General features: G+C 41.9%; 23 protein-coding genes. 2 read left to right on the top strand and 21 right to left on the bottom strand.

Going from position 1 to position 21,498, the window contains the following annotated elements; genetic code table 11:
• Nucleotides 1-164 precede the first annotated feature (164 nt).
• The 21 genes from pknB to QM469_RS03910 form a co-directional block, all read right to left on the bottom strand.
• Nucleotides 165-2,048: a Stk1 family PASTA domain-containing Ser/Thr kinase gene (pknB, locus tag QM469_RS04010; protein WP_414276699.1), complete on the bottom strand. Its 1,884-nt coding sequence runs from the start codon at nt 2,046-2,048 to the stop codon at nt 165-167.
• Nucleotides 2,045-2,785, bottom strand: a complete 741-nt coding sequence (locus QM469_RS04005; protein ID WP_414276700.1) for a Stp1/IreP family PP2C-type Ser/Thr phosphatase — start codon at nt 2,783-2,785, stop codon at nt 2,045-2,047. The genes pknB and QM469_RS04005 overlap by 4 nt, the downstream gene beginning before the upstream one ends.
• A 15-nt stretch (nt 2,786-2,800) precedes the next feature.
• Nucleotides 2,801-4,114, bottom strand: a complete 1,314-nt coding sequence (gene rsmB, locus QM469_RS04000) for a 16S rRNA (cytosine(967)-C(5))-methyltransferase RsmB (RefSeq protein ID WP_414276701.1) — start codon at nt 4,112-4,114, stop codon at nt 2,801-2,803.
• Nucleotides 4,107-5,042: a methionyl-tRNA formyltransferase gene (fmt, locus tag QM469_RS03995; RefSeq protein WP_414276702.1), complete on the bottom strand. Its 936-nt coding sequence runs from the start codon at nt 5,040-5,042 to the stop codon at nt 4,107-4,109. Before fmt ends, rsmB begins: the two co-directional genes overlap by 8 nt.
• A 12-nt stretch (nt 5,043-5,054) precedes the next feature.
• Nucleotides 5,055-7,451, bottom strand: coding sequence for a primosomal protein N' (locus QM469_RS03990; protein WP_414276711.1), 2,397 nt, complete (start codon nt 7,449-7,451; stop codon nt 5,055-5,057).
• Nucleotides 7,452-7,541: 90 nt separating this feature from the next.
• Entirely contained in the window at nt 7,542-7,856 is a 315-nt protein-coding gene (gene rpoZ / locus QM469_RS03985) for a DNA-directed RNA polymerase subunit omega (protein WP_006146546.1), read from the bottom strand.
• Between the two features lie 24 nt (nt 7,857-7,880).
• On the bottom strand, nt 7,881-8,507 hold the full coding sequence (gene gmk / locus QM469_RS03980) for a guanylate kinase (protein WP_000775049.1): 627 nt from the start codon (nt 8,505-8,507) through the stop codon (nt 7,881-7,883).
• 136 nt (nt 8,508-8,643) lie between these two features.
• A complete protein-coding gene (locus QM469_RS03975; protein WP_414276703.1) occupies nt 8,644-10,257 on the bottom strand; it encodes a ribonuclease Y in 1,614 nt (537 codons plus the stop codon).
• 217 nt (nt 10,258-10,474) lie between these two features.
• Entirely contained in the window at nt 10,475-10,729 is a 255-nt protein-coding gene (locus QM469_RS03970) for a Txe/YoeB family addiction module toxin (protein ID WP_153225038.1), read from the bottom strand.
• A 3-nt stretch (nt 10,730-10,732) separates the two neighbouring features.
• Nucleotides 10,733-10,987: a type II toxin-antitoxin system Phd/YefM family antitoxin gene (locus tag QM469_RS03965; protein ID WP_186822552.1), complete on the bottom strand. Its 255-nt coding sequence runs from the start codon at nt 10,985-10,987 to the stop codon at nt 10,733-10,735.
• Nucleotides 10,988-11,117: 130 nt separating this feature from the next.
• On the bottom strand, nt 11,118-12,215 hold the full coding sequence (locus QM469_RS03960) for a nucleotidyltransferase (protein ID WP_153225039.1): 1,098 nt from the start codon (nt 12,213-12,215) through the stop codon (nt 11,118-11,120).
• A gap of 9 nt (nt 12,216-12,224) precedes the next feature.
• Nucleotides 12,225-12,965, bottom strand: coding sequence for a class I SAM-dependent DNA methyltransferase (locus tag QM469_RS03955; RefSeq protein ID WP_414276712.1), 741 nt, complete (start codon nt 12,963-12,965; stop codon nt 12,225-12,227).
• Nucleotides 12,966-13,239: 274 nt separating this feature from the next.
• Nucleotides 13,240-13,590: a ribosome silencing factor gene (gene rsfS, locus QM469_RS03950; RefSeq protein ID WP_153225040.1), complete on the bottom strand. Its 351-nt coding sequence runs from the start codon at nt 13,588-13,590 to the stop codon at nt 13,240-13,242.
• 12 nt (nt 13,591-13,602) lie between these two features.
• A complete protein-coding gene (locus QM469_RS03945; RefSeq protein WP_016465503.1) occupies nt 13,603-14,103 on the bottom strand; it encodes a cysteine hydrolase family protein in 501 nt (166 codons plus the stop codon).
• The gene (gene yqeK / locus QM469_RS03940; protein ID WP_311518807.1) at nt 14,104-14,697 is read right to left on the bottom strand and encodes a bis(5'-nucleosyl)-tetraphosphatase (symmetrical) YqeK; all 594 of its coding nucleotides are present in this window, start codon (nt 14,695-14,697) and stop codon (nt 14,104-14,106) included. It abuts the gene before it with no gap.
• Nucleotides 14,697-15,326, bottom strand: coding sequence for a nicotinate-nucleotide adenylyltransferase (locus tag QM469_RS03935; protein WP_311522524.1), 630 nt, complete (start codon nt 15,324-15,326; stop codon nt 14,697-14,699). Before QM469_RS03935 ends, yqeK begins: the two co-directional genes overlap by 1 nt.
• 51 nt (nt 15,327-15,377) lie before the next feature.
• Nucleotides 15,378-15,689, bottom strand: coding sequence for a ribosome assembly RNA-binding protein YhbY (gene yhbY / locus QM469_RS03930; RefSeq protein WP_311522525.1), 312 nt, complete (start codon nt 15,687-15,689; stop codon nt 15,378-15,380).
• Nucleotides 15,690-15,899: 210 nt separating this feature from the next.
• Nucleotides 15,900-17,006 (bottom strand): ribosome biogenesis GTPase YqeH, encoded by a 1,107-nt coding sequence (gene yqeH, locus QM469_RS03925; RefSeq protein WP_414276704.1) that lies wholly within the window; start codon nt 17,004-17,006, stop codon nt 15,900-15,902.
• 2 nt (nt 17,007-17,008) lie between these two features.
• On the bottom strand, nt 17,009-17,536 hold the full coding sequence (locus QM469_RS03920; RefSeq protein ID WP_414276705.1) for a YqeG family HAD IIIA-type phosphatase: 528 nt from the start codon (nt 17,534-17,536) through the stop codon (nt 17,009-17,011).
• Nucleotides 17,537-17,552: 16 nt separating this feature from the next.
• Nucleotides 17,553-18,458: a magnesium transporter CorA family protein gene (locus tag QM469_RS03915; protein WP_414276706.1), complete on the bottom strand. Its 906-nt coding sequence runs from the start codon at nt 18,456-18,458 to the stop codon at nt 17,553-17,555.
• A gap of 51 nt (nt 18,459-18,509) precedes the next feature.
• On the bottom strand, nt 18,510-19,076 hold the full coding sequence (locus tag QM469_RS03910) for a mechanosensitive ion channel family protein (RefSeq protein WP_414276707.1): 567 nt from the start codon (nt 19,074-19,076) through the stop codon (nt 18,510-18,512).
• A 150-nt stretch (nt 19,077-19,226) separates the two neighbouring features.
• Between QM469_RS03910 and sstT the strand changes: the two genes are divergently transcribed.
• Nucleotides 19,227-20,432 (top strand): serine/threonine transporter SstT, encoded by a 1,206-nt coding sequence (gene sstT / locus QM469_RS03905; protein ID WP_414276708.1) that lies wholly within the window; start codon nt 19,227-19,229, stop codon nt 20,430-20,432.
• Between the two features lie 64 nt (nt 20,433-20,496).
• Nucleotides 20,497-21,471 (top strand): aromatic acid exporter family protein, encoded by a 975-nt coding sequence (locus QM469_RS03900; protein ID WP_414276709.1) that lies wholly within the window; start codon nt 20,497-20,499, stop codon nt 21,469-21,471.
• The last annotated feature ends 27 nt before the right edge of the window (nt 21,472-21,498 follow it).

Here is a 21,498-nt window from a genome sequence, read left to right as displayed (position 1 = left end):
GGTTTTAGGAACTTTGACAACTTTAAGAAACGAATTTTCATCGCTCTGAATATAAAAATGGAGAGGACAACGATTGTCCTCTCCAGATGTTAGCTTTTATTCAACCCACTACAGTTGACAAAGAGCCAAAAAATCTTTGCCACAAAAACTGTGACAAAGATTATTTAGTTATCAGTGTTATGTTCGTCCGCATGAGTTTGCGTAGACGAAGATGGAGTAGATGAACTTTGAGATGGCACCGTATTATCTGCCCTGTTAGAGTTACGCTGGCTCGAAGATGGAACAGAAGAAGATGATGGTGGAGTTTTTGGTTTATAAATAGAGATCTTTATACGTGTCGTACTTAGATCAACTTTCGCACCTAGTTTTGGACTTTGATCGACAACAGTTCCTTCAGCAGTGCCCTCAGGTGCTGTCGAAACCTCTACTACTTCGATATTAGCTTCCTTGACACCAACAATCTGAATTAAGTTATTCTTTGTAAATTCAAGACTTGAGCCAATATAACTTGGCATGGTCACGGTTGTCACCTTTTTAGCAACAGTCAAAACGATAGAAGTTGCCTTGGTAAGATCATAAGTCGTACCTTCTGCTAAGCTCTGTTTTAAAACCACACCTGGTTCTGATTCACTGGACTCTTCTTCTTCAATCTTAATCAGATTTTCAGGAACTTTTTTCCCTTTCAATTCTGCAATAACATCAGTAGATTTGCGTCCAATATAGTTTCCAATCTTAAATGATTGTTTACCTGAAGATATGATTAGATTAACTTTAGACCCTTCTTTGCGAGCTGAGCCAGCATCTGGATCTGTTCGGATAACCCGACCTTCCTCTACGGTATCACTAGCTTCCGTTTTTTCCTCACCAATTTCAAAATTCGCTTTTTTCAGATTTTCTTTTGCTTCAGCGACAGTTTGACCTGCAACTTTTGGAATCTCAACAGTAGCTGGTGTTCTGGATAAAATCCACACCAAAGAAGCGACAACCAGTACGAAACTTGCTAGTAGAACCAGATAACGTGCTTTAAAATGACGTTTTTTCACTGGTTTTTCCACAGATTTTTTAGCACTTGCTTCTGGGCTATCTTTAGTTGCCTGATGGCTATCTGTCTGTGGTTGCACCTTAGGAATGGAGGTCAAGGTTGTTTGAGGAACCTTTGGCAATGTCTTTGTGTCCGCCTTAGTAGCATCATCAAAAACAAGTTTTGGTTCATTTCTGCGGTTATAAGATAGACTGCTAGACAAATCAACATACATCTCTGAAACCGACTGGTATCGATCCGTAAGCTTTTTAGCAGTTGCTTTGATGACCACATTCTCCAAAGCTTGGGGAACAGATGGATTTTCAGCTATAACCGAAGGGAGAGGTTTTTGGAAATGCTGGAGGGCTATAGTTACTGCACTATCGCCATCATAAGGGATATGCCCTGTCAGCATCTCATAGAAAATAATCCCCATGGCATAGATGTCACTCTGGACAGTTGCCTTAGAGCCACGAGCCTGCTCAGGTGACAAGTAGTGGACAGAACCCAACATAGAGTTGGTCTGAGTCAGACTTGTCTCTGCAAAGGCTACAGCAATCCCAAAGTCCGTCACCTTAGCCGTTCCATCAGGAGTTAAAAGAATATTTTGAGGCTTTAAGTCACGATGGACAATACCTTTAGTGTGCGCCAAGCGCATCGCTAAGAGAATCTGACCCATGATACGGACAGCTTCTTCATTTGAGAGGGGATAGTGTTCTTTGATATAGCGCTTGAGATCAAGACCAGCTACATATTCCATAGCTAGGTACTGTTGACCGTCCTCTTCGCCGATATCCGTTATCCGAACGATATGGGGATGATCTAAGTCAGCCATTGCACGCGCTTCACGCTGAAAACGCGCAACAGCAATCGGGTCAGTCTGGTAGTTAGTCCTCAAGACCTTTACAGCTACCTCTTCCCCGTCTAAAATCAAATCCTTGGCTAGGTAGACATCTGCCATACCTCCACGGCCAATTTGTTTGATAATCCGATACCGCCCGGCAAAAATCTTGCCGATTTGGATCATTCTGCCGCCTCCTCCTTAATCGAAACAAGGGCAACTGTAATATTATCAAGCCCTCCGGCATTGTTGGCAAAGCGTACCAAAGTGGCTGCCTTATCATCAAGCGAAATATCGCTTGTCACAATATCATAGATCTCACTGCCTGAAATCATATTGGTTAGACCGTCGCTATTCATGACCAGATAGTCTCCTGCTTCCAAGCTGACAATTCCAAAATCAGGTTGAATTTCGTCTTTTTGTCCGATAGATTGGGTGATGATATTCTTTTGTGGATGTGCTTCAGCTTCTTCAGGTGTCAATTGACCCGCCTTAAGCAATTCATTGACCAAAGAATGATCACTTGTCAGTTGACGGTACTCTTCCCCTCGAATGAGACCGATTCTAGAATCTCCGATATGGGCATAAATTGCCTGATTTCCGATAACTGCAAGAGCTTCGAGGGTTGTCCCCATTCCCTTGTAGGCTTCATCTCGTCCTAGTTGATAAATCTTTTGATTTTCAACTTCTAGATGGTGGGCAAACCATTCGCGAACTTCATTAACGGTGTCGATCTGCGTATCAACCCAGGCAACACCTAGGTCCGTAACTGCCATCTCACTGGCAATATTTCCTGCGCGATGACCTCCCATTCCATCAGCCAAGATGATCATCGTGCGACCAGCACGATTGACAAAAAGATTGACATAGTCTTGATTATTTGTACGCTTCTGACCCACATCTGTTAATAATGAAATCTCCATTGTGTCAGTTCCTTCCTAATTGGATATCTTACGAAATTGGCTGATGAAGAATCCATCACTTCCGTATAATTCTGGAGTAATAAGGATACAGCCATCTTTTAGAATATCCTTGCATTCGTGATCTAGTTTAACCTGCTCAAACTCGGGATGACTTTCTAAAAATGCTTGAACCACTTGAAAGTTCTCTTCCGAGACAATAGTGCAGGTACTATAGGTTATTATACCACCTTTTCGTAGTGTTTGACAAACACTACCTAATATTTCCAACTGAATTTCCTGTAATGACGCGAAATCTGCTGTCTCTTTATTATATTTGATATCTGGTTTTCGACGCAATAGACCAATCCCTGAACAAGGAGCATCAACCAAAATTTTGTCAAATTGATCCTTGCCAAAAAACTCATGCACTTTTCGTGCATCCAGTTTTTGCGTTTGAACACGATCTGCTACACCTAAACGCTGAGCATTTTCTTGAATCAAAGTGAGTTTATGATCGTAGAGATCCAGTGCCGTCACCTGTCCCGTAGTTAGATAAGACGCCATATGAGCAGTCTTACCACCAGGGGCCGCACAAGCATCTAAAACCTGCTCATCTCCTTGTAGCTCTAGTGTCGGTGCAACCAACTGACTAGACTCATCCTGGATAGTAATAGCCCCTTCAGCAAACAAAGCGTGACCAGCAAAATGCCCCTGCTCCTTGACCAGACCAGCAGGAGATAAAAGAGAATCACTTGCACCAAGCAGAGCTTTAATCTGCTCTTTTCGACTCAAATCTGTCACACGGATACTGGCTTTATTCCGTTGCAAAAGACCCTCAAAAATCGCTTGCGCTCTCTCTTCACCATACTCTTCCTTGAGCTTCGAAATCAACCAAACTGGTAAAGAGTAGGCAATGGAATCACGCTTATTTTTACGCTTGATAGAGGCAATATCTGGCAAACCCTCACGCAAAATACGACGAAGAACAGCATTGACCAGTTTTTCACTGCCCTTCTTACGAAGTTTTGCAATTTCTACCGCTTCATTGACCACTGCATGGTCAGGAAGCTTATCCAAGTATTGGAGTTGGTAGGTGCTCATGAGAAGTAAAACATAGAGCCAACTGTCCAGCTTGTCTCTATCCTCAATAAAATGAGACAAATACCATTCTAAAGTTAGTTTACGAGCTACGGTTCCATAAACAAGTTCTGTCACTAAGCCCTTGTCTGCTGCTGACAGTTGACTTCCCTTGAGGTGTTTATTTAAGGCAATATTGGAATATGCTTGATTGACAAAGACATCTTCTAGCACCTCTAGGGCTAAACTTCTAGCCGTTTCAACTTTAATCACCAAATCGTTCTCCTACTGCCAAAGTTCGTCCCACACCGTTGAGGAAGGAAGCAATATCCATCTTAGGTTTCCCTGCTGGTTGAACCTGTTTGAGAGATAGAGCACCCTCTGCTGTTGCGACAATCAATTCTTTCTTACCGATGGAGAGTATCTCCCCCGGATTCCCCTGACCTTCTACTGGCAGAGCTTCATAGATTTTGAAGCGTTCTCCCTTGAGGAAGGTATGAGCAACTGGCCATGGATTCATCCCACGGATTTGGTTGAAAAGTTGACGGTTGGTCTTGTTCCAATCCAGTTTTTCCTCCTCAGGTTTGATATTTGGTGAGAAAGTTACTTGACTTGGGTCTTGTGGTTCTGGTTGAATCTCGCCAGCAATGTATGCAGGCAACGTATCCAAAAGCAGATCACGACCAACAATTGCCAATTTTTCAAACAAGGTTCCAACATTGTCCTCATCTGTGATAGGGATGCTGCGACGGGAAATCATATCTCCTGCATCCATTTCCTTGACCATTTCCATAATGGTCACACCAGCTTCCTCATCCCCTTGAATCAAGGCATAATGGATAGGAGCACCACCACGGTGTTTAGGAAGGAGGGAAGCATGAACGTTGACCGCAAAATTCATGCTATCAAGGAGTTTACTTGGGAGAAATTGTCCAAAAGCTGCAGTCACAATTCCATCAGCACCCAAGTTCATGATAGCTTCCATTTCTGGACTACCCGATAATTTTTCTGGTTGGTAGATAGGAAGCCCTGCTTCTTTAGCTGCTTGTTTTACTGGGGTTTCTTGTATGACTTTTTTACGCCCAACTGCGCGATCTGGTTGTGTTACAACAGCTACAATCTCGTAGCGATCGTCTGACAAAAGTCCCTTCAAAACGGTTGCTGAAAAATCGGGAGTCCCCATAAAGATTAGTTTTGTCATATCTTCTCCTTCTTATAAAAATTGTTGCGGTTCGTGGTCAATACTGAGACGAAGGTCGCTATTTTCCCGTTCTTGTGTCAAGGCCAAGACCTGGTTAAGGGTTGGACCAAGCTCATCTTCTAAACGGTATTTAATCAAAATTTGATAATGATAGAGGTTATGAGTACGAGCGATAGGTTTTGGCGTTGGACCTAGAATTACACTAGCATCCGATAAACCTGACCGCAAAATACCCATTACTTGATAAGCACGTCTAAGAACCTCTTCTTCTTTCTTATGAGACAAGGTAATTCCAATTGTGAAATAATAAGGTGGATAACCTAGCTGACGTCTAATGGCCATTTCATAGGTGTAAAATCCTTCATAATCCTGGTCCTTGGCAAAGCGAATGGCATAATGCTGAGGATTATAGGACTGGATCAATACCTGCCCAGCTTTTTCAGCTCTTCCTGCTCGTCCTGCCACCTGGGTCAAGAGTTGGAAAGTTCTCTCAGAAGAACGGAAATCAGGCAGGTTCAAGGCTGTGTCCGCATTGAGAACACCAACCAAGGTCACATTTGGAAAATCCAAGCCCTTGGCAATCATCTGGGTTCCCAACAGGATATCCGCTTCACCCTTGCCAAACTGCTCAAGAAGTGCTTGGTGACTACCTTTTTTGCGAGTTGTATCCACATCCATGCGCAGAATACGTGCCTCTGGAAAGAGTTCAGCTAGCTCATCGTAGGCCTTCTGAGTTCCTGTTCCATAGTAACGAATACTGCGACTCTGACAGTTTGGACAGACATGAGGAATTTCCTTAGAAAATCCACAATAATGACAATTCATAGTCTTAGTATCCATATGCAGCGTCAAGGAAATATCGCAGTTGGGACAGGTATCAACAGTCCCACATTCTCGGCACATGACAAAGCTAGAATAACCACGACGATTGAGCATGAGAACAACCTGCTCTTTTTTATCCAGTCGATCTTGAATGGCCTCAATCAGTGGTGGTGTAAAGTTTGACGTTTCATTTTGCCCAATATAATCACGGAAGTCAATCAGTTGAACTTCAGGAATACTTGCTAAAGGATTGGCACGTTGTGTCAGGCGCAGATGTTGATAAACGCCTTTGCCAGCACGCGCACGACTCTCTAAACTCGGCGTTGCAGAACCAAGGACTAGGGCAGCTTGATTGTACTGGGCACGTAAAAGAGCCACATCCCTAGCATGATAACGCGGATTGCTATCTTGCTTGTAGCTGGCCTCATGCTCTTCATCGATAATGATAACACCTAGATTTTTTAAAGGTGCAAAAATAGCCGAGCGAGCCCCAACAACTACCTGAGCATCTCCACGCTCCACCTTGCGCCATTCATCATACTTTTCACCATTGGACAAACCCGAATGGAGAATGGCTACTTGTTCACCAAAACGAGCAATAAATCGCTCGGTTATTTGAGGTGTCAGAGAGATTTCCGGAACTAGAACAATCGCTGTTTTTCCCATATCCAGGGCACCTTGGATAATCTGCAGGTAAACCTCGGTTTTACCACTTCCTGTTATTCCTTGAAGCATAAAGGGAGGATGTTTCTTCCCAATCGCTCCAACAACTGCCTCACAGGCTACTTTTTGCTCTTGATTTAACTCTAAGGCTTGATTCGACTCGATTCCTTCAAAGTAAGCAGCTGAGCGTTGAACTTCCTTTTGAAGAATCGTCAAAGCACCCTGTTCCACAAAGAAATTGACTTGGTCCCGTGAGTAATTTTCTAATAAGGCTGACAAAGGGGAGCTTTCAGGATGTGCTAATAAATAATCTCGCAGTTCCAATTTCTTCTTGGCACGGTTTGAGATTTCTAGCTTTTCTAATTTGTCAAGATTCACTTGAATCCAAGACTGTGTTTTGACCTTCTTCTGGTCTATAGCCTGATACTCTAACTTCAAAAGTCCTTTGCGAGTCAATCGCATCATCTCAGCCTGCTTTTCCAGGTCAAGAGATGAAAATGCTAGAGACTCCTGCGAACCAAACAAACGGTCTCTATCTTTCTGACTCAAGCCTTCCAGAGGATAGAGGATCTTATCATAGCTAGAGTTCAAAAATCCAGGGAGCATAGCTTTTAGAATGGAAATTTTGTATGAGAAGACTGATTTACGTAGTTCCTCAGCTAGCCAGAGTTGTTCCTCTGTTAAAACAGGAGAAAAGTCCAGCACCTCGGCAATTTCTTTTAAGTCCTCGACTGCCACATCTGCATCAGATTGAGGCTCCAACCCAAGAACAATTCCCTGAATCAAGCGATTGGCCTTCCCAAAAGGTACATGAACTCGCATGCCAACTTCCAGCATCTCTTCAAATTCCTCTGGAATCTTGTAGCTATAGGGCTGGTCTGTCTGCATCAAGGGAACATCCACAATGATTTTTGCAATAGCAATAGCCATATCCTCACCTCCTTCTCTTCTTAAATCCTTTTAATTGATTGAGTATTCTTGCAATAGAAAAAATAAGATTGAGTCCCCCCAACCTTAAATTTTTTCACCTTCTTCTTTTTCTTTCGCGATTTGCTCTTTAATTTTCTTTTCTTCTTCTTCTTTCAATCGTCTTTCTTCTTCGATACGACGACGAACAGCTTCGCGTTTTCCTTCTGGATCTGGGTGGATAGTTACATTCCCTGATTCAATTTCTTCTAAGGCACGAAGAGTAGATTTCTCAGATTTAAATTCTTGAGTAGCAGGTGCTCCTGCTTCTAATTCGTGAGCACGCTTTGCTTCCAAGATGACAAGTGAATATTTTGATGGTACCTTATCAAGCAAGGTATCAATAGAGGGTTTAAGCATCATTTGTTTGTACCTGTTTTCTAAATTTTATCGAATAGTCGGAGACTTTGGTAGCATATCCTGATAATGACCAATCACGCGGTCTACACGGAAATGTTCTGCTTCAATCACACGTTTGACACGTTCTGCGGCAAGAGGAACATGGTCATTTACAATAGCGTAGTCATACTCACGCATCAAAGCAATTTCTTCCTTGGCTTTTTCGATACGCTGAGCAATCACTTCTGCGCTATCTGTACCTCGGCCTACGAGACGGTCTTGCAATTCTTCCAAATCTGGTGGTGTCAAAAAGATAAAGACAGCATCTGGAACTTTTTTCTTAACCTGAAGAGCTCCCTGCACTTCAATTTCAAGAAAGACATCGATTCCCTTATCAAGTGTTTCATTAACATAAGTCAGAGGAGTTCCATAGTAGTTACCCACATACTCTGCATACTCTAACATCTGCCCTTGACGGATCAATTCTTCAAATTCCTCCCTTGTACGGAAGAAATAATCAACACCATCTACTTCACCTGGACGTTGTGCCCGTGTCGTCATAGATACAGAATATTGAAATTGATTTTCAGAACTCTCAAAAATTTCTCGTCTAACCGTTCCTTTCCCAACTCCTGAAGGACCTGAAAAAACGATTAGTAAGCCTCGGTCTGCCATTATGTCTCCTTTGGATAGTTTGTGAAATGACTTGAAAATTTCTGTAAGATTATATATCTAAAGCCATTTCTGCTCGCTACAATCTTTCTATCTAGTGTAACAAAAAAGCAGTAATTTTTCAACTGCTCTTTCTTATTTATTTTGCATAATCAACTGCACGAAGTTCACGAATCACGGTTACCTTGATATTTCCTGGGTAATCGAGATTGTTTTCGATTTTCTCACGAACTTTATGAGCCAAGATTGTGACCTTGTCATCTTTGATTTGACCTGGATTTACCATAATGCGGATTTCACGACCTGCTTGAAGGGCAAAGCTATTTTGAACACCTTCAAAGCTATTCGCAATTTCCTCTAAATCATGGAGACGTTTAATGTAGCTTTCGAGTGACTCACTACGAGCTCCTGGACGGGCTGCGCTTAAGGCATCCGCTGCAGCAACGATAACTGCGATCACACTTTCAGGTTCTACATCTCCGTGGTGACTTGCAATGGTGTTGATTACAACTGGATGCTCTTTGTACTTGCGAGCTAACTCGGTACCAATCTCAACGTGGCTACCTTCTACTTCACGGTCAATGGCTTTACCAATATCGTGAAGGAATCCCGCACGACGAGCAAGGGTAGCATTTTCACCAAGTTCGCTGGCCATAATACCAGCCAACTTAGCAACTTCAATCGAATGACGCAAGACATTTTGTCCGTATGAAGTACGGAACTGCAAGCGACCCATGATCTTCATCAAGTCAGGGTGAAGGTTCGGTGCACCAATTTCATAGGCTGCTACCTCACCATATTCACGAATCTTGTTATCAATCTCTTGACGATTTTTCTCAACCAACTCTTCGATACGAGCTGGGTGGATACGTCCATCCTTAAGCAAGGTTTCCATCGTCATACGGGCAATCTCGCGACGGATAGGATCAAAACCTGACAAGGTTACCACTTCTGGAGTGTCGTCAATGATAACATCAACCCCTGTCAAACTTTCAAAGGTACGAATATTACGCCCTTCACGACCAATGATACGACCTTTCATGGTATCATCAGGCAGATGAACTGTAGAGTTGGTAGACTCAGCTACATACTCACCAGCAATTCTCTGCATGGCTTGAGACAAGATATCCTTAGCCAATTTGTCTGAACGTTCCTTAACTTCTTGCTCAGCCTCACGAATGCGACTAGCAATTTCCTTAGTCAAGTTTTCCTCTGTCTGGGCCAAGATAATGTCTTTTGCTTCCGACTGAGTCAGAGTTCCAATACGCTCTAGTTCAGCTTGCTTTTGTTTCTCAATTTCTTCTAGTTGCTCTTCACGTACATCAAGGTTTTTTGCTCTATCAGAAATACTTTGTTCTTTTTGTTCAAGTGTTTTTTCTTTGTTCGTCAAATTGTCATCTTTACGATCAAGACTGCTAGCACGTTCGGTCAAACGACTTTCGATTTGCTTGAGTTCTTGACGTTCTGATTTAAATTCAGCGTCCACTTCTTCACGGTATTTTCTGGCTTCTTCTTTGGCCTCCAATAGTGCTTCTTTTTTAAGAGACTTGCTTTCGCTCTTAGCTTCATTGAGTAATAAATCCGCTTCGCGCTCAGCTTGTCCTCGTAAATTAGTTGCTTCTTGTTCAGCATTTAAAAGCATCAGCTCTGCAGCCTCTTGTGATGATTTCATCTTGACTGAGATGCTGACATATCCAATGACTAAACCAATGATGACGGCAAAAACAACGATAACAATCGCCATAATTTCCATGTTTTTACCTCAATTTATTTGTTTATCCGAATGATATGCATTCTTATACATTCTACCATAAAAAATTATTTTTAACAAACCTTAATTTGAAGTTGTTTTGGTCATTTCAAGGTTAAAAATCCTTATTTTCCCTAATAAAATAGGCTATTCTCCCTAAGTAAATTTTTAAAGATTTTTTTAGAAAAAAATAAGTTAAAAAGCCTACCTTTCAGTAGACTTAATAATGATCTTTAAAGGATAAGAAAGCGACGCTATCTGCATCCATCATGTAAATCAAGCAATTTTCTGCTTCAATACGACGTGACCAAGCTCCTTGGTAATCATACTTGAGCGGTTCTGGTTTACCAATTCCTGTAAAAGGGTCGCGTTGAATATCCTTGATTAGTTTATTGATTCTTTTCAATGTTTTCTTATCTTGGTTTTGCCAGTAGCAATAATCCGCCCAGGCATCTTCTGTAAACTTGAGTAGCATCCATCACTCCTCTATCACATGCACCTGAGTATGTCCTGCACGAACTTGGGACATTCCTCGCAAGACCTTGTCAGAAAGCTCCTTATTCTGAGCAATTCTCAAGGTTTCTTGAATACTATCCCACTCACTCTTTGAAAGAACTACAATGTCTTCATCAGGATTTTTATTAACTACTGTCAAAGGCTCAAACTCATCGTTTACCTTCTTCATATAGTCCTTTAAATGATTTCGGAATGTTGAGTAAAGAACTGCTTCCATAACCATACCTCGTTTTACCTCTATTCCATTATTATACACGAAAAGAAAAAATTGTCAGGAACTTGTACAAGATTTTTTCCTTTCTTTCTATTTATTCGAAAAAAACAAAAAAGCCTACCTCAAAGTAGACTCAGTTTGATTCGATTTTAATTGGCACTCGACCAAAATTCTGCTCTAAGAGATTGGGATTTCCTAGTTGGTAGACTTGATCTGCCTTTTGAGTCATAGCATCCCAGGGTTCTTTACCGATGCGACTAACTAGCTGGACTTGGTCTTTCAGAGATTTGAGATGTTGTCTGCCTTTTTCTGTAAAGCCAAAGACATGTATGCCTTCTGGTAAGTCGCTTTCTCTAGCCTGGACCAAGATATAGGTCAAAAGTCGTCGTACACGAGCCTTGGTGTATCGTTTGGTGGCAACTGCCTCTACCAACTCTTCCACAGACTGAGCTATCTTTATAGCATCCTTGATGCGCACCGCCATTTCTTGATTGACCTGATAAATGTTAGTTAGGTCAGGATTTGACAAAATTTGATAGCAGAGCAAGGGAAAATAGTTATCCCAGCTCACCTTACCAGCATTTTTAAAGATTTCAACCGAAGGCATAAAACGTTCTAAGAAATTTTGATCATTTTGATGTTGACGAAGAGCTGTCGCTGAGGCAAAGTCCACATCCTTGTCCACAGAATGATAACCTGCTCCCTGACGTTGAATTGGATGAAGTTTGATGTTGCGCCCCGCGACTGCCTTGGCATAGGCGAGAGCAAGAACATGATTGGGCGTATCACCAGAAAAATCAAGACCTGCAAACTCCTTCCACATAGCTTGGTTTTTCTGGGGATAAGAAAGAGAATCAGGTAAGTTTTCCATGAAAAGTTCCATCTCTTGACCACGTTCTGAGTATAGGGCAGTAATTTTCTGATAATCCAGAACTTCCTCTGTCCCAAAGGCTAAGGTATCAATTCCCAAACGAGCCAAGATAGCCACTGCACCTTGGCCGAAAAAATCCGCCGCTTGGACACTGACTAAAAAGGGCAATTCCACGACCAAATCCGCGCCATGTTCCAGCGCCATCTGCGCCCGTGTCCACTTATCCACGATAGCAGGCTCTCCACGCTGCATGAAATTCCCAGACATGGCAACGATTTTCAGTCCCTCTGCCTGTTCCAGCAGGTATTTATGTCCATTATGAAAGGGATTGAACTCCGCGATAATACCTGTAATGGTCATGGTAATCTCCTACTTCTGTGCGACGAAAAACCAACGGGTACTGGTTTCTGTTGGCTCCTTGTCTTCAAAGTCCGCAAAGAGTTTAAAGGATTTAAAGCCAGCCTGCTCCAGCAAAATATCATAGGTCAAGACCTCATAAGTACGCTCTTCATGGACTTCATCATGACGACTAAAGGAACCGTCTGTCTCCTTGACAAAGAAGGTCAGTTCATGCACGATAGAATGTGGTGCTGCATCCTCATAGGTATCCCAAAGCATGGCAAAATCTTCCGCATTTTCATGATAAGAATAACCTGGAAAGACCTCATCAGTCTGGTAGGTCGAATGCACATCAAAGATAAAGACACCATCTTCATTGAGGGCATTATAGACTTCTTTAAAGACATCCCCTACTTCCACTTCATCATGCATATAGCAGATAGAATCGGAATAGCAGGTCACAAAGTCGTATTTACCTGCCTTGGACAAATCCAGCATATTACCTTCAATGAAATCAATCTTTTGCTTGGCTGAAGCCGCTCTCTTTTCGGCAATCTTCAACATATCCGCACTCAAATCAAGTCCAGTCACATCAAAACCAGCTTGCGAAAAGCGAACGGACTGGATCCCTGTCCCACAAGCCAATTCCAAAAGCTTCTTTCTGTCCTTGGTTTTAGACAAATGGCGTAGCGAAAAGTCCGTCCATTTGTCATATAAACTATCATCCATGACCGCATCATAGACCGCCGCAAAAGTTTCATAAGTTGCCATAATCATGATACCAAGAGCGTCCATGGCAAACACCACTCGCCCTTTACCTTTCAATCAATTTTTCTAAAATAAGCAAATAAAACCCAGTTGACTGCAACTGAGTTCAATTGTAACGCTATAGTCTTTTCGTTTGCTTTTAGTACTAGGAAACGAATTGCAGGCATAACTAGAGTTTGCTCAATCAGTCTGGGAGACTGATTGAGGTTATAAATCAGACAAGCTTAGCTTGTTTCTCGTTTCGAGTTAACGCCGTAATAAAAGATAAAGGAAAAGACTATAGAGTTTCTGATAAATCTACAGAATTAGCCTCATGCCATAGCTTTTCGAGGTTATAGTGGGCACGCATTTCTTCTGAGAAGATATGCACAACGACACTGCCGAGGTCTAGCAAGACCCAGCCTCCAGCTGCATCACCTTCGACATGGCTGCCTTTAAAGCCTGCTTCAGCAACTTTTTCACGGATATTGTCAGCGATAGCATCCAACTGACGGCTATTCATTGAGCTAGTGATAACAAAGTAGTCTGTCACGCTGGTCAAATCTTGTACGTCAAGTGCGAGGATATCCTCCGCGCGTTTCTCATCAGCCGCTTTCACGACTAGTTCTAGTAATTCTTTTTCTTTCATTTAATCCTCTTTCTAGAAAATATGTTTGTAATCTAGGACATCTGCAAAGCGCCCCTCCCAAATGCCCTCATAAAATTCATTTATCGTTTCTGCTGGAATGTCATCGCCATCAAACGTTGTGCAAGTTCCTTCTGGAATAATAAGCTGATAGCCATATTCAAAGGCAACCTTGACAGAGGTATCCACACAATATTCTGTCTGCATACCACATAAAACTAATTTTTCAATCCCCTGTTTATCCAAGTATTCTTTTAAACCAGTTTCTTTGAAAATACTGTTATACTTCTTCTGAAAGACCTTTTCATTAGGTTTTCGACTTAAAAGCTCAGATAACTGCCAATCTTCTGATGTTTGAGCTTCAGAGTTCTCAATATGTTGAACATAAATAATTTCGATATTCTTGCTTCTAGCCTGGTTTTGTAAATAAGAAATTTTTTCCAATAGACTTTTTGTCTGAAACCCAGTTTCCACTAAAATATTCTGAACATCAATGATTATAAAAGCCGTCTTCATTTAGTCCTCTTTCAAATAGTGCACATAGGCGTTATAGGTTCCAAGGGTTTGGGGATAGATGGGGAATCCCTGGTGAGCCAAATGCTCCACTGTGTGAGCTGTCTCGTAGGCCACCGCCTTATTAAGTGACAAACTTGCAATCTCACGCGCCACATCCACTCCTGGAAAGGTACGATTGTGCTCGATGTAGTCTGCGACGTAGATGACCTTATCTAGGTCCGTCATCTGGTCAGCCCCAACTGTATGGATTTCAATGGCTCGCAGGATTTCTGAATCATGCAAATCCAAATCTTCCTGAATCTTGTAGATGCCAACCATGCCATGCCAGACATTATTGCCCCAGTTTTTGAGGTCAGGGTCTAGCTGATAACGATCAATCAAATCCAGAAATTCCTGATCTGACAGCTTTTTAGCATAGTCATGAAGAAGGCCTGCTAGACCTGCTTTCTCAACATCGACTCCAAAGCGCTGAGCCAGTTCTATGGCTGCACGCTCCACACCCAAGCAATGGGTTAAGCGTTTTTCAGGTAGAAGCTCTGCCATTTTTTCCAACAAAGCCTCACGGGAGCAGTTGATATAGTCTTGATAGGCCATCAGTAGAGCCCCTCCTTCTCGATGTAGTCTAGCACAGGCTGAGGTAGGAGAAAGTTGGGTTTCCGACCTTGAGCAAGGAAGTCACGCACCATGCTGGATGAGATATCCATGAGAGGCACATCCACCCAGATAACTGGATAGGAAGTTCCTGCCTTGTATCGTGGTCGCTGAACTCCTACAAACTGAACGAGGTCGACCAGTTCATCAATTCTATACCAATTGGGTAAATAGTCTACCATGTCAGCACCGATGATAAAGTAATAATCTGTATCTGGATTCTTCTCTGTCAGAATCTTCATGGTGTCGTAGGTGTAAGAAATACCCTTACGTTCTAGCTCAATAGTCTCAATAGCTAGACCCTCGATTCCATCAATCGCCAATTCTAACATCTTGAGGCGATGGTGTTCAGGAATGGTTTCCTTTTTGTCTACGTGAGGTGGCTGGTATTCAGGCATGAGTAAAACTTGATCCAATCCCAACTGTTGACGAACTTGATCTGCAACAATCAGATGAGCATTATGAACGGGATTAAAATTTCCACCCAAAATACCGACTTGTTTGCGTTTTTTATCCTTGATTTCTGGCTCTAACTCCACTTTTGTAAAGGGAGTTAATAATTCAATTGCCATAGGTTAATCTCCTTTACTCTTCTGTAAAAACAGCTTTTGGGAGTATCGTTCTTAGCTTTCTTTAACTTTTTTAGAAATCTTGCGATTTTCTTTCTTGCTGGATTGTTTATACAAAATCAAGATGCGTCCGATTTTTTGGACTGTATCCACACCGATTTCTTCTTCCAAGATTTCAGCAACTTCGTGGATATTCTCATCTGTGTTTTGCAAGAGAGTAACCTTGATCAATTCACGCGCGTCAAGTGCTTGGCGAACGCTGGTTTTGATTTGGTCGTTGAGACCATTTTTCCCGATTTGGATGATGGGTTTGAGGGTGTGTGCCTGGCTGTTGAGGAAGGCACGTTGTTTCGATGTTAATGACATATTCTTTCTTCCTTTTTTGATAGTTATTTTAGGTGGTGGGGGACGGTCGGAACTAATTTTTCAATGATTTCATCTTTGAAAAATGGATTTCCTGACCTCACAATTGAGCCTAGGTCTCAATTGTGCCCCTTGCTAATCTCAAGATTGGCAAGACACCACGGCAATAACTATCTTTTTATGAGCTCACTTTGTTCGCTCGGTGATTTTATTTTAAATAATTGCTTTTCGTGTGACGACGGCGACGCCTTCTGGGGCCCAGACGGCGACTTTTGCGATGCCTGCTACGCGGATCCAGCCTAGGCCTGAGATGACTAGGTCTGTCTTATCCTTGATGGTAAATACATGTTGGACTAGTTTTGGAAAATCTTCTTTTTCCTTGCTATTTGGTGGTGTAAGAAGGGTTCCCAGGTGCTTGTCGTAGAAAGCACTAGCCCCTTCAAGCTTGGTACGATGAAGTTTGAGTTCATTGTCAAAGAAGGCTGTAAATCCTTGCTTTTCTCCTGCAATGAAATCAAAGCGTCCCAAGCCACCTAAAAATAGGGTTTGCTCTGGATTGAGCTGGTAGGTTTTAGGTTTGATTTCCTTTTTAGGGCTGACATACTTGAGATTTTTAGCCGTCAAGTAGTGAGCCATCTGGTGACGGTGGATAATTCCTGGTGTATCGTAGATATAAGAACCATCATCGAGTGGAATTTCAATCTTATCCAAGGTTGTTCCTGGGAAGCGTGAAGTTGTGATGACGTTCTGGTCACCCGTGATTTCCTGGATAATGGCGTTGATGAGGGTTGATTTACCAACATTGGTCACGCCGACAACATAGACGTCACGTCCCTTACGATAGTGCTCAATCTTGTCAATCACTTCTCTAATGGCATGCTTGTTTTGGGCTGAAGTCAAGACGACATCAACAGGACGCAAGCCTTCCTCGTGAGCACGCTCCATCAGCCACTGGCTAATCTTACCTGGTTTCACTGACTTAGGTAGGATATCTTTTTTGTTTCCAACCAAGAGCACATCATTTCCCGACACAAAGCGTGGCAAACCTGGGATAACAGAGCCATTGAAGTCAAAAATATCAATGACATTGACCACCAAGGCATCACTGTCTCCTACCTCGTGCAAGAGTTTGAGGAAATCATCATCCGTTAACTGAACATCTGTGATTTCATTATAATGACGAAGACGGAAACAACGCTGGCAATAAACTTCTCCAGTTTCCAAACCTTTTTCGAGTGCCGACTGGGGGGTGAAACCAAGCCCAGTCTTATCTGTAGTCTGAATAGTTGCTCCACAACCAATACAGAGAATTTCTTCCATAGTTAGATTCCTTTTTTATAAGTAATAGGGCCGTACTTTTCAGCGATTTTTCTCATCATACGACGCTCACGAGCTCGGTTAATCTGAGTCTTAATAGAGTCGTGTTGAACTAATGGTTTAACCAAAATCGAGCGAATACCTGCTCGATGGGCTGCTCGAATATCCGTCATTAGCTGGTCGCCAACCATGACCACTTGGTCTTTTTCATAGTGGAAATGTTTCATGGCACGGTTAATTCCTAGAGTAAAGGGCTTCAGTGCCCAGTAAACATAGTCAATATTAAATTTTTCAACTGCTCGTTTGACACGTTTGGGAGTATTGTTAGATACCACAATGATCCGTATGCCAGCATCACGCAGATCATGCAACCATTGCTTCATCTCTACTGTTCCATCTGGATTATTCCAAGCAATCAGGGTATTGTCCAAATCCACCAAAACAGCTTTGATCCCTTGGTTTTTCAGGCTTTGGACTGTCAAATCATAAACTGCTTCCACAGCAAAATCTGGCATGTAATTTTCAATCGCCATTCTGTCTCCTTCTCTTTTATTTTCTAGTAATTTTCTTCAGCCATTGAGATAAGGCTGCCCATAAAATCAAACTTGCTATTAAGATATAAATCCAAGCATTGGGCTCTTCTGTAAATGGCAGAGGGACATTCATTCCGAAAAATCCTGTAATGACTGCAAGAATGGCTAGCAAAACTGAGATAATGGTCAAGGTTGTCAAACTATCATTCAGGTTATTGTTTAGGATGTTGTTGTAAGAAGCGGAGAGTTGTTGCAAGACTTGAGAAATCAAATCTGTCATGGACACCAACTGATGAGCTTCAATCATAGCATCATCAAACTGCTCTCTTTCCACTTCGTTAAAGTTCCGATAAAGCGCGTGTCCTTGGATATGTTCCAAGAGGAGTCGATTTTGTTTTGCCGCTGCTGTCAAGTAAACCATACCTGTCTCCAAGTCAGAGAGGGCGAAGAGATTTTTCTTTGTTGTAGTTTGACGTAGCAAGGCACTAATTTCGTCCTTACTTTTATCCATCTCTTCAATGACAGGATAATAAGCGTTACTGATAATCTCTAAACCAGCAAAGAGAAACTTGTAAATAGAAAGCGACTCATGGCTATCCAGATAAGCTAACATCTGATCAATGACATAAGCATTCTTATGGTTGCTGATGGTAATCATTCGTTTGTTTTCAACGATAAAGGTCATGGGAATCGCTTCATAGTAATCCTTGTCCTTTTCTAAATCCAGAACATTGTAGATAAAGGTCACAGTCCCATTCTCACGGTTGTAATCCATATGGGCACGTTCATTTTTATCCAGCGCATATTCGATGGTTTCCTTATCTAATCCGTAGATTTCAGATAAATCTTCAAGATTTTTAATTTTTTCTACATCTAGGTTGATCCAAACACAACCATTTCCTAATTGCTCATCTAAAAACATCGTTTCTCCCTTACCAAACTCATTCTATTGTACCATAAAAGAGGTAAAATTTCAGTTCTCTTCTTTCCTTGAAAAATTGCTAACCACAGTAATATTGCGGTTAGGAACAAAGTGAAGGGCTTGGTCATCACTTCTCAGTTGAGTCGTTCGAATTCCGACACTAACTACTTTTCCCGATACAGTAATAGGCCCATTGGTCAAAATAACTTCATCCCCTACATCCAACTGACGTTCAAAGAGAATAAAGAAGCCGTTGATGACGTCTGATAGAAAGCCTTGTGCTCCCATACCGATAGCTACCCCAGCAATCCCTGCACCTGCAAGCAAACTAGAGACAGGTAAACCTAGAATGGATAAAATACAGTAAATCAAAAAGAAATAAAGCGTGTAGTTGAAAATATTTTCAAGCAAACGAGAAATGGTCTTTTGTCTACCTGCATCTCGATTTGAAAATTTAAGTGATGGTTTGACAATCTTTCGTACAGCAACATGGAGGAACTTTTTAGCTAAATAAAAGACAAGAATGAGAAGCAAAAGAGAAATCACCTTAGTCAAGAGATTCTCTAAAACAGTTGTTAGATCTAATTTATCCAGATAACGTTGAAAAAATTCTTGCATATAAAACTCCTTTTCTATCCATTATACCATAAATCCTCCCCAGCCATCCTTTTCATAAATATTCATTTATTCTAATAAAATCTATGAGACACTTGCTTTTCAAGTATATTTATACTATAATCATAAACAATACACAAAAAGGAGACATTTATGAAAAGAATTATTCGTGCTTGGAACAAAACAAATCTGATCAAACGGATCGGAATCGGAATGACCTTGGGAGCAATTCTAGGTCTACTCGTTCCTAATCTAACTGGCATCGGTTTATTGGGAGATTTATTTGTAGGAGGACTAAAGGCCATCGCCCCTATCCTGGTTTTTGCTTTAGTCGCTAACGCCCTTTCCCAACACCAGAAAGGTCAAGATAGCAATATGAAAAAAGTCATTTTCCTCTATTTGCTGGGGACTTTTGCTGCGGCTCTTGTAGCAGTTTTGGCTAGTTTTCTCTTCCCTGTTCAGATGGTCTTGAGTAGCGCTAGCACAGAAGTTACTCCTCCAGACGGTATCGGACAAGTGCTAAGCAATCTTCTGCTAAAAATAGTAGATAATCCTGTCAACGCCATCATCGAAGCTAACTATATCGGAATTTTATCTTGGGCTATCGTCTTTGGAGTTGCCATGCGTGAAGCTAGTAAAAATAGCAAGGAGCTACTCAAAACAATGGCCAGTGTGACTTCAAAAATCGTCGAATGGATCATTAATCTGGCGCCCTTTGGTATCCTGGGCTTGGTCTTCAAAACCATCTCTGACCAAGGTATCGCTAGTCTAGCAAACTACGGGATCCTACTCGGACTTTTGATTGCTACTATGGTTTTCGTTGCCCTAGTGATCAATCCTCTGATTGCTTTTCTATTTATCAAGAAAAATCCTTATCCACTTGTTTGGAAATGTTTGCGTATCAGCGGAGTCACAGCCTTTTTCACCCGAAGCTCAGCTGCAAATATCCCTGTTAATATGAAACTCTGTGAGGATCTAGGTCTTAATCCAGATACCTATTCTGTTTCTATCCCACTTGGATCAACTATCAATATGGCTGGAGCTGCTGTTACCATCAACATCTTAACCCTAGCTGCTGTCAATACCCTTGGAATCTCAGTTGATTTTGCAACAGCCTTTGTACTCAGTATCGTTGCAGCCATCTCTGCCTGCGGTGCTTCAGGAATCGCCGGAGGTTCACTCCTACTTATCCCGGTTGCTTGCAGTCTCTTTGGAATTACCAATGATATCGCTATGCAGGTTGTGGGTGTCGGATTTGTCATCGGTGTTATCCAAGACTCTTGCGAAACAGCCCTCAACTCCTCAACAGATGTCCTCTTTACAGCAGTAGCTGAATTTTCCTCTGCTCGCAATAAATAATCAAGGCAAGCCTATTTAGGGCTTGTTTTGTCTGGTTTCTATCATTCATTTTAGGAAATGTCTCATGTCTATCACCCAACGTACTTTTAAACTTGTTCTGGCAACCTGTTTAGCCTGTGTTCTAGCCTACTTTCTGGATTTATCTTCAGCAGTGTCCGCTGGTATCATAGCCCTATTGAGCTTATCGGATACCCGTAGAAGCACCATTAAGCTGGCTCGCAATCGTTTATTCTCTACCCTTCTTGCTCTTTTCATTGGTGTCCTTTCCTTTCACCTGACTGGCTACCATATTTGGAGTTTCGGTCTCTATTTGGCCCTCTATGTTCCCCTTGCCTATAAATTCGGCTGGGAAATTGGCATTACCCCGAGTAGTGTCCTGGTCAGTCATCTCTTAGTTCAAGAGTCTACCTCACCAGATCTGCTAGTGAACGAGCTTCTCCTATTTCTTATTGGTACGGGATTTGCCTTGACTGTCAATCTCTATATGCCTTCTCGACAAGAAGAAATCCATCTCTATCATCTCAAGGTAGAAGAAAAACTCAAACACATTTTACAACGTTTTGAATATTATCTTGGAAAGGGCGATGGCCGCAACCGTGCTCAACTCGTTGAGGAACTGGATCAGCTTCTTGAAGAAGCTCTCAAACTGGTCTATCTTGATCACTCTGACCATCTCTTTCATCAGACCGACTATCATATCCACTATTTCGAAATGAGACAGAGACAGAGTCGCATTCTTCGCAATATGGCCCAGCAAATCAACACCTGTAATCTAGCAGCAAGCGAAAGCCTAATCCTTGCCCAGCTATTTGCTAAAATTGCGGATCAACTCAGTCAGACCAATCCTGCCAACGATCTATTAAATGATATTGAAAGCTATCTGCAGGTATTTCGCAATCGTAGCCTCCCTAAAACAAGGGAAGAATTTGAAACACGCGCAACATTACTTCAACTCCTGCGCGAATTGGAAAACTTTATCCAACTGAAAGTTGACTTCTATCAACGCTATTCTGAAGAAAAAAGCAATCTATCATCATAAACAAAACACCTTTTGAACTGCGAAAAC

The sequence above is a fragment of the Streptococcus infantis genome, assembly GCF_047464215.1.
In the GTDB taxonomy this organism is placed as follows: domain Bacteria; phylum Bacillota; class Bacilli; order Lactobacillales; family Streptococcaceae; genus Streptococcus; species Streptococcus infantis_P.
Note: the sequence above shows the minus strand (reverse complement) of the source record. Positions and strands in the feature narration are given on the sequence as shown.

Bases quoted from the DNA above. Each gene is read 5' to 3' on its own strand.
- pknB (WP_414276699.1), bottom strand. From the start codon at position 2,048: ATGATCCAAATCGGCAAGATTTTTGCCGGGCGGTATCGGATTATCAAA.
- QM469_RS04005 (WP_414276700.1), bottom strand. From the start codon at position 2,785: ATGGAGATTTCATTATTAACAGATGTGGGTCAGAAGCGTACAAATAAT.
- fmt (WP_414276702.1), bottom strand. From the start codon at position 5,042: ATGACAAAACTAATCTTTATGGGGACTCCCGATTTTTCAGCAACCGTT.
- rpoZ (WP_006146546.1), bottom strand. From the start codon at position 7,856: ATGATGCTTAAACCCTCTATTGATACCTTGCTTGATAAGGTACCATCA.
- gmk (WP_000775049.1), bottom strand. From the start codon at position 8,507: ATGGCAGACCGAGGCTTACTAATCGTTTTTTCAGGTCCTTCAGGAGTT.
- QM469_RS03975 (WP_414276703.1), bottom strand. From the start codon at position 10,257: ATGGAAATTATGGCGATTGTTATCGTTGTTTTTGCCGTCATCATTGGT.
- QM469_RS03970 (WP_153225038.1), bottom strand. From the start codon at position 10,729: ATGCTACTCAAGTTTACAGAAGATGCCTGGGCGGATTATTGCTACTGG.
- QM469_RS03965 (WP_186822552.1), bottom strand. From the start codon at position 10,987: ATGGAAGCAGTTCTTTACTCAACATTCCGAAATCATTTAAAGGACTAT.
- QM469_RS03960 (WP_153225039.1), bottom strand. From the start codon at position 12,215: ATGACCATTACAGGTATTATCGCGGAGTTCAATCCCTTTCATAATGGA.
- QM469_RS03955 (WP_414276712.1), bottom strand. From the start codon at position 12,965: ATGGCAACTTATGAAACTTTTGCGGCGGTCTATGATGCGGTCATGGAT.
- rsfS (WP_153225040.1), bottom strand. From the start codon at position 13,590: ATGAAAGAAAAAGAATTACTAGAACTAGTCGTGAAAGCGGCTGATGAG.
- QM469_RS03945 (WP_016465503.1), bottom strand. From the start codon at position 14,103: ATGAAGACGGCTTTTATAATCATTGATGTTCAGAATATTTTAGTGGAA.
- yqeK (WP_311518807.1), bottom strand. From the start codon at position 14,697: ATGGCCTATCAAGACTATATCAACTGCTCCCGTGAGGCTTTGTTGGAA.
- QM469_RS03935 (WP_311522524.1), bottom strand. From the start codon at position 15,326: ATGGCAATTGAATTATTAACTCCCTTTACAAAAGTGGAGTTAGAGCCA.
- yhbY (WP_311522525.1), bottom strand. From the start codon at position 15,689: ATGTCATTAACATCGAAACAACGTGCCTTCCTCAACAGCCAGGCACAC.
- yqeH (WP_414276704.1), bottom strand. From the start codon at position 17,006: ATGGAAGAAATTCTCTGTATTGGTTGTGGAGCAACTATTCAGACTACA.
- QM469_RS03920 (WP_414276705.1), bottom strand. From the start codon at position 17,536: ATGGCGATTGAAAATTACATGCCAGATTTTGCTGTGGAAGCAGTTTAT.
- QM469_RS03915 (WP_414276706.1), bottom strand. From the start codon at position 18,458: ATGTTTTTAGATGAGCAATTAGGAAATGGTTGTGTTTGGATCAACCTA.
- QM469_RS03910 (WP_414276707.1), bottom strand. From the start codon at position 19,076: ATGCAAGAATTTTTTCAACGTTATCTGGATAAATTAGATCTAACAACT.
- sstT (WP_414276708.1), top strand. From the start codon at position 19,227: ATGAAAAGAATTATTCGTGCTTGGAACAAAACAAATCTGATCAAACGG.
- QM469_RS03900 (WP_414276709.1), top strand. From the start codon at position 20,497: ATGTCTATCACCCAACGTACTTTTAAACTTGTTCTGGCAACCTGTTTA.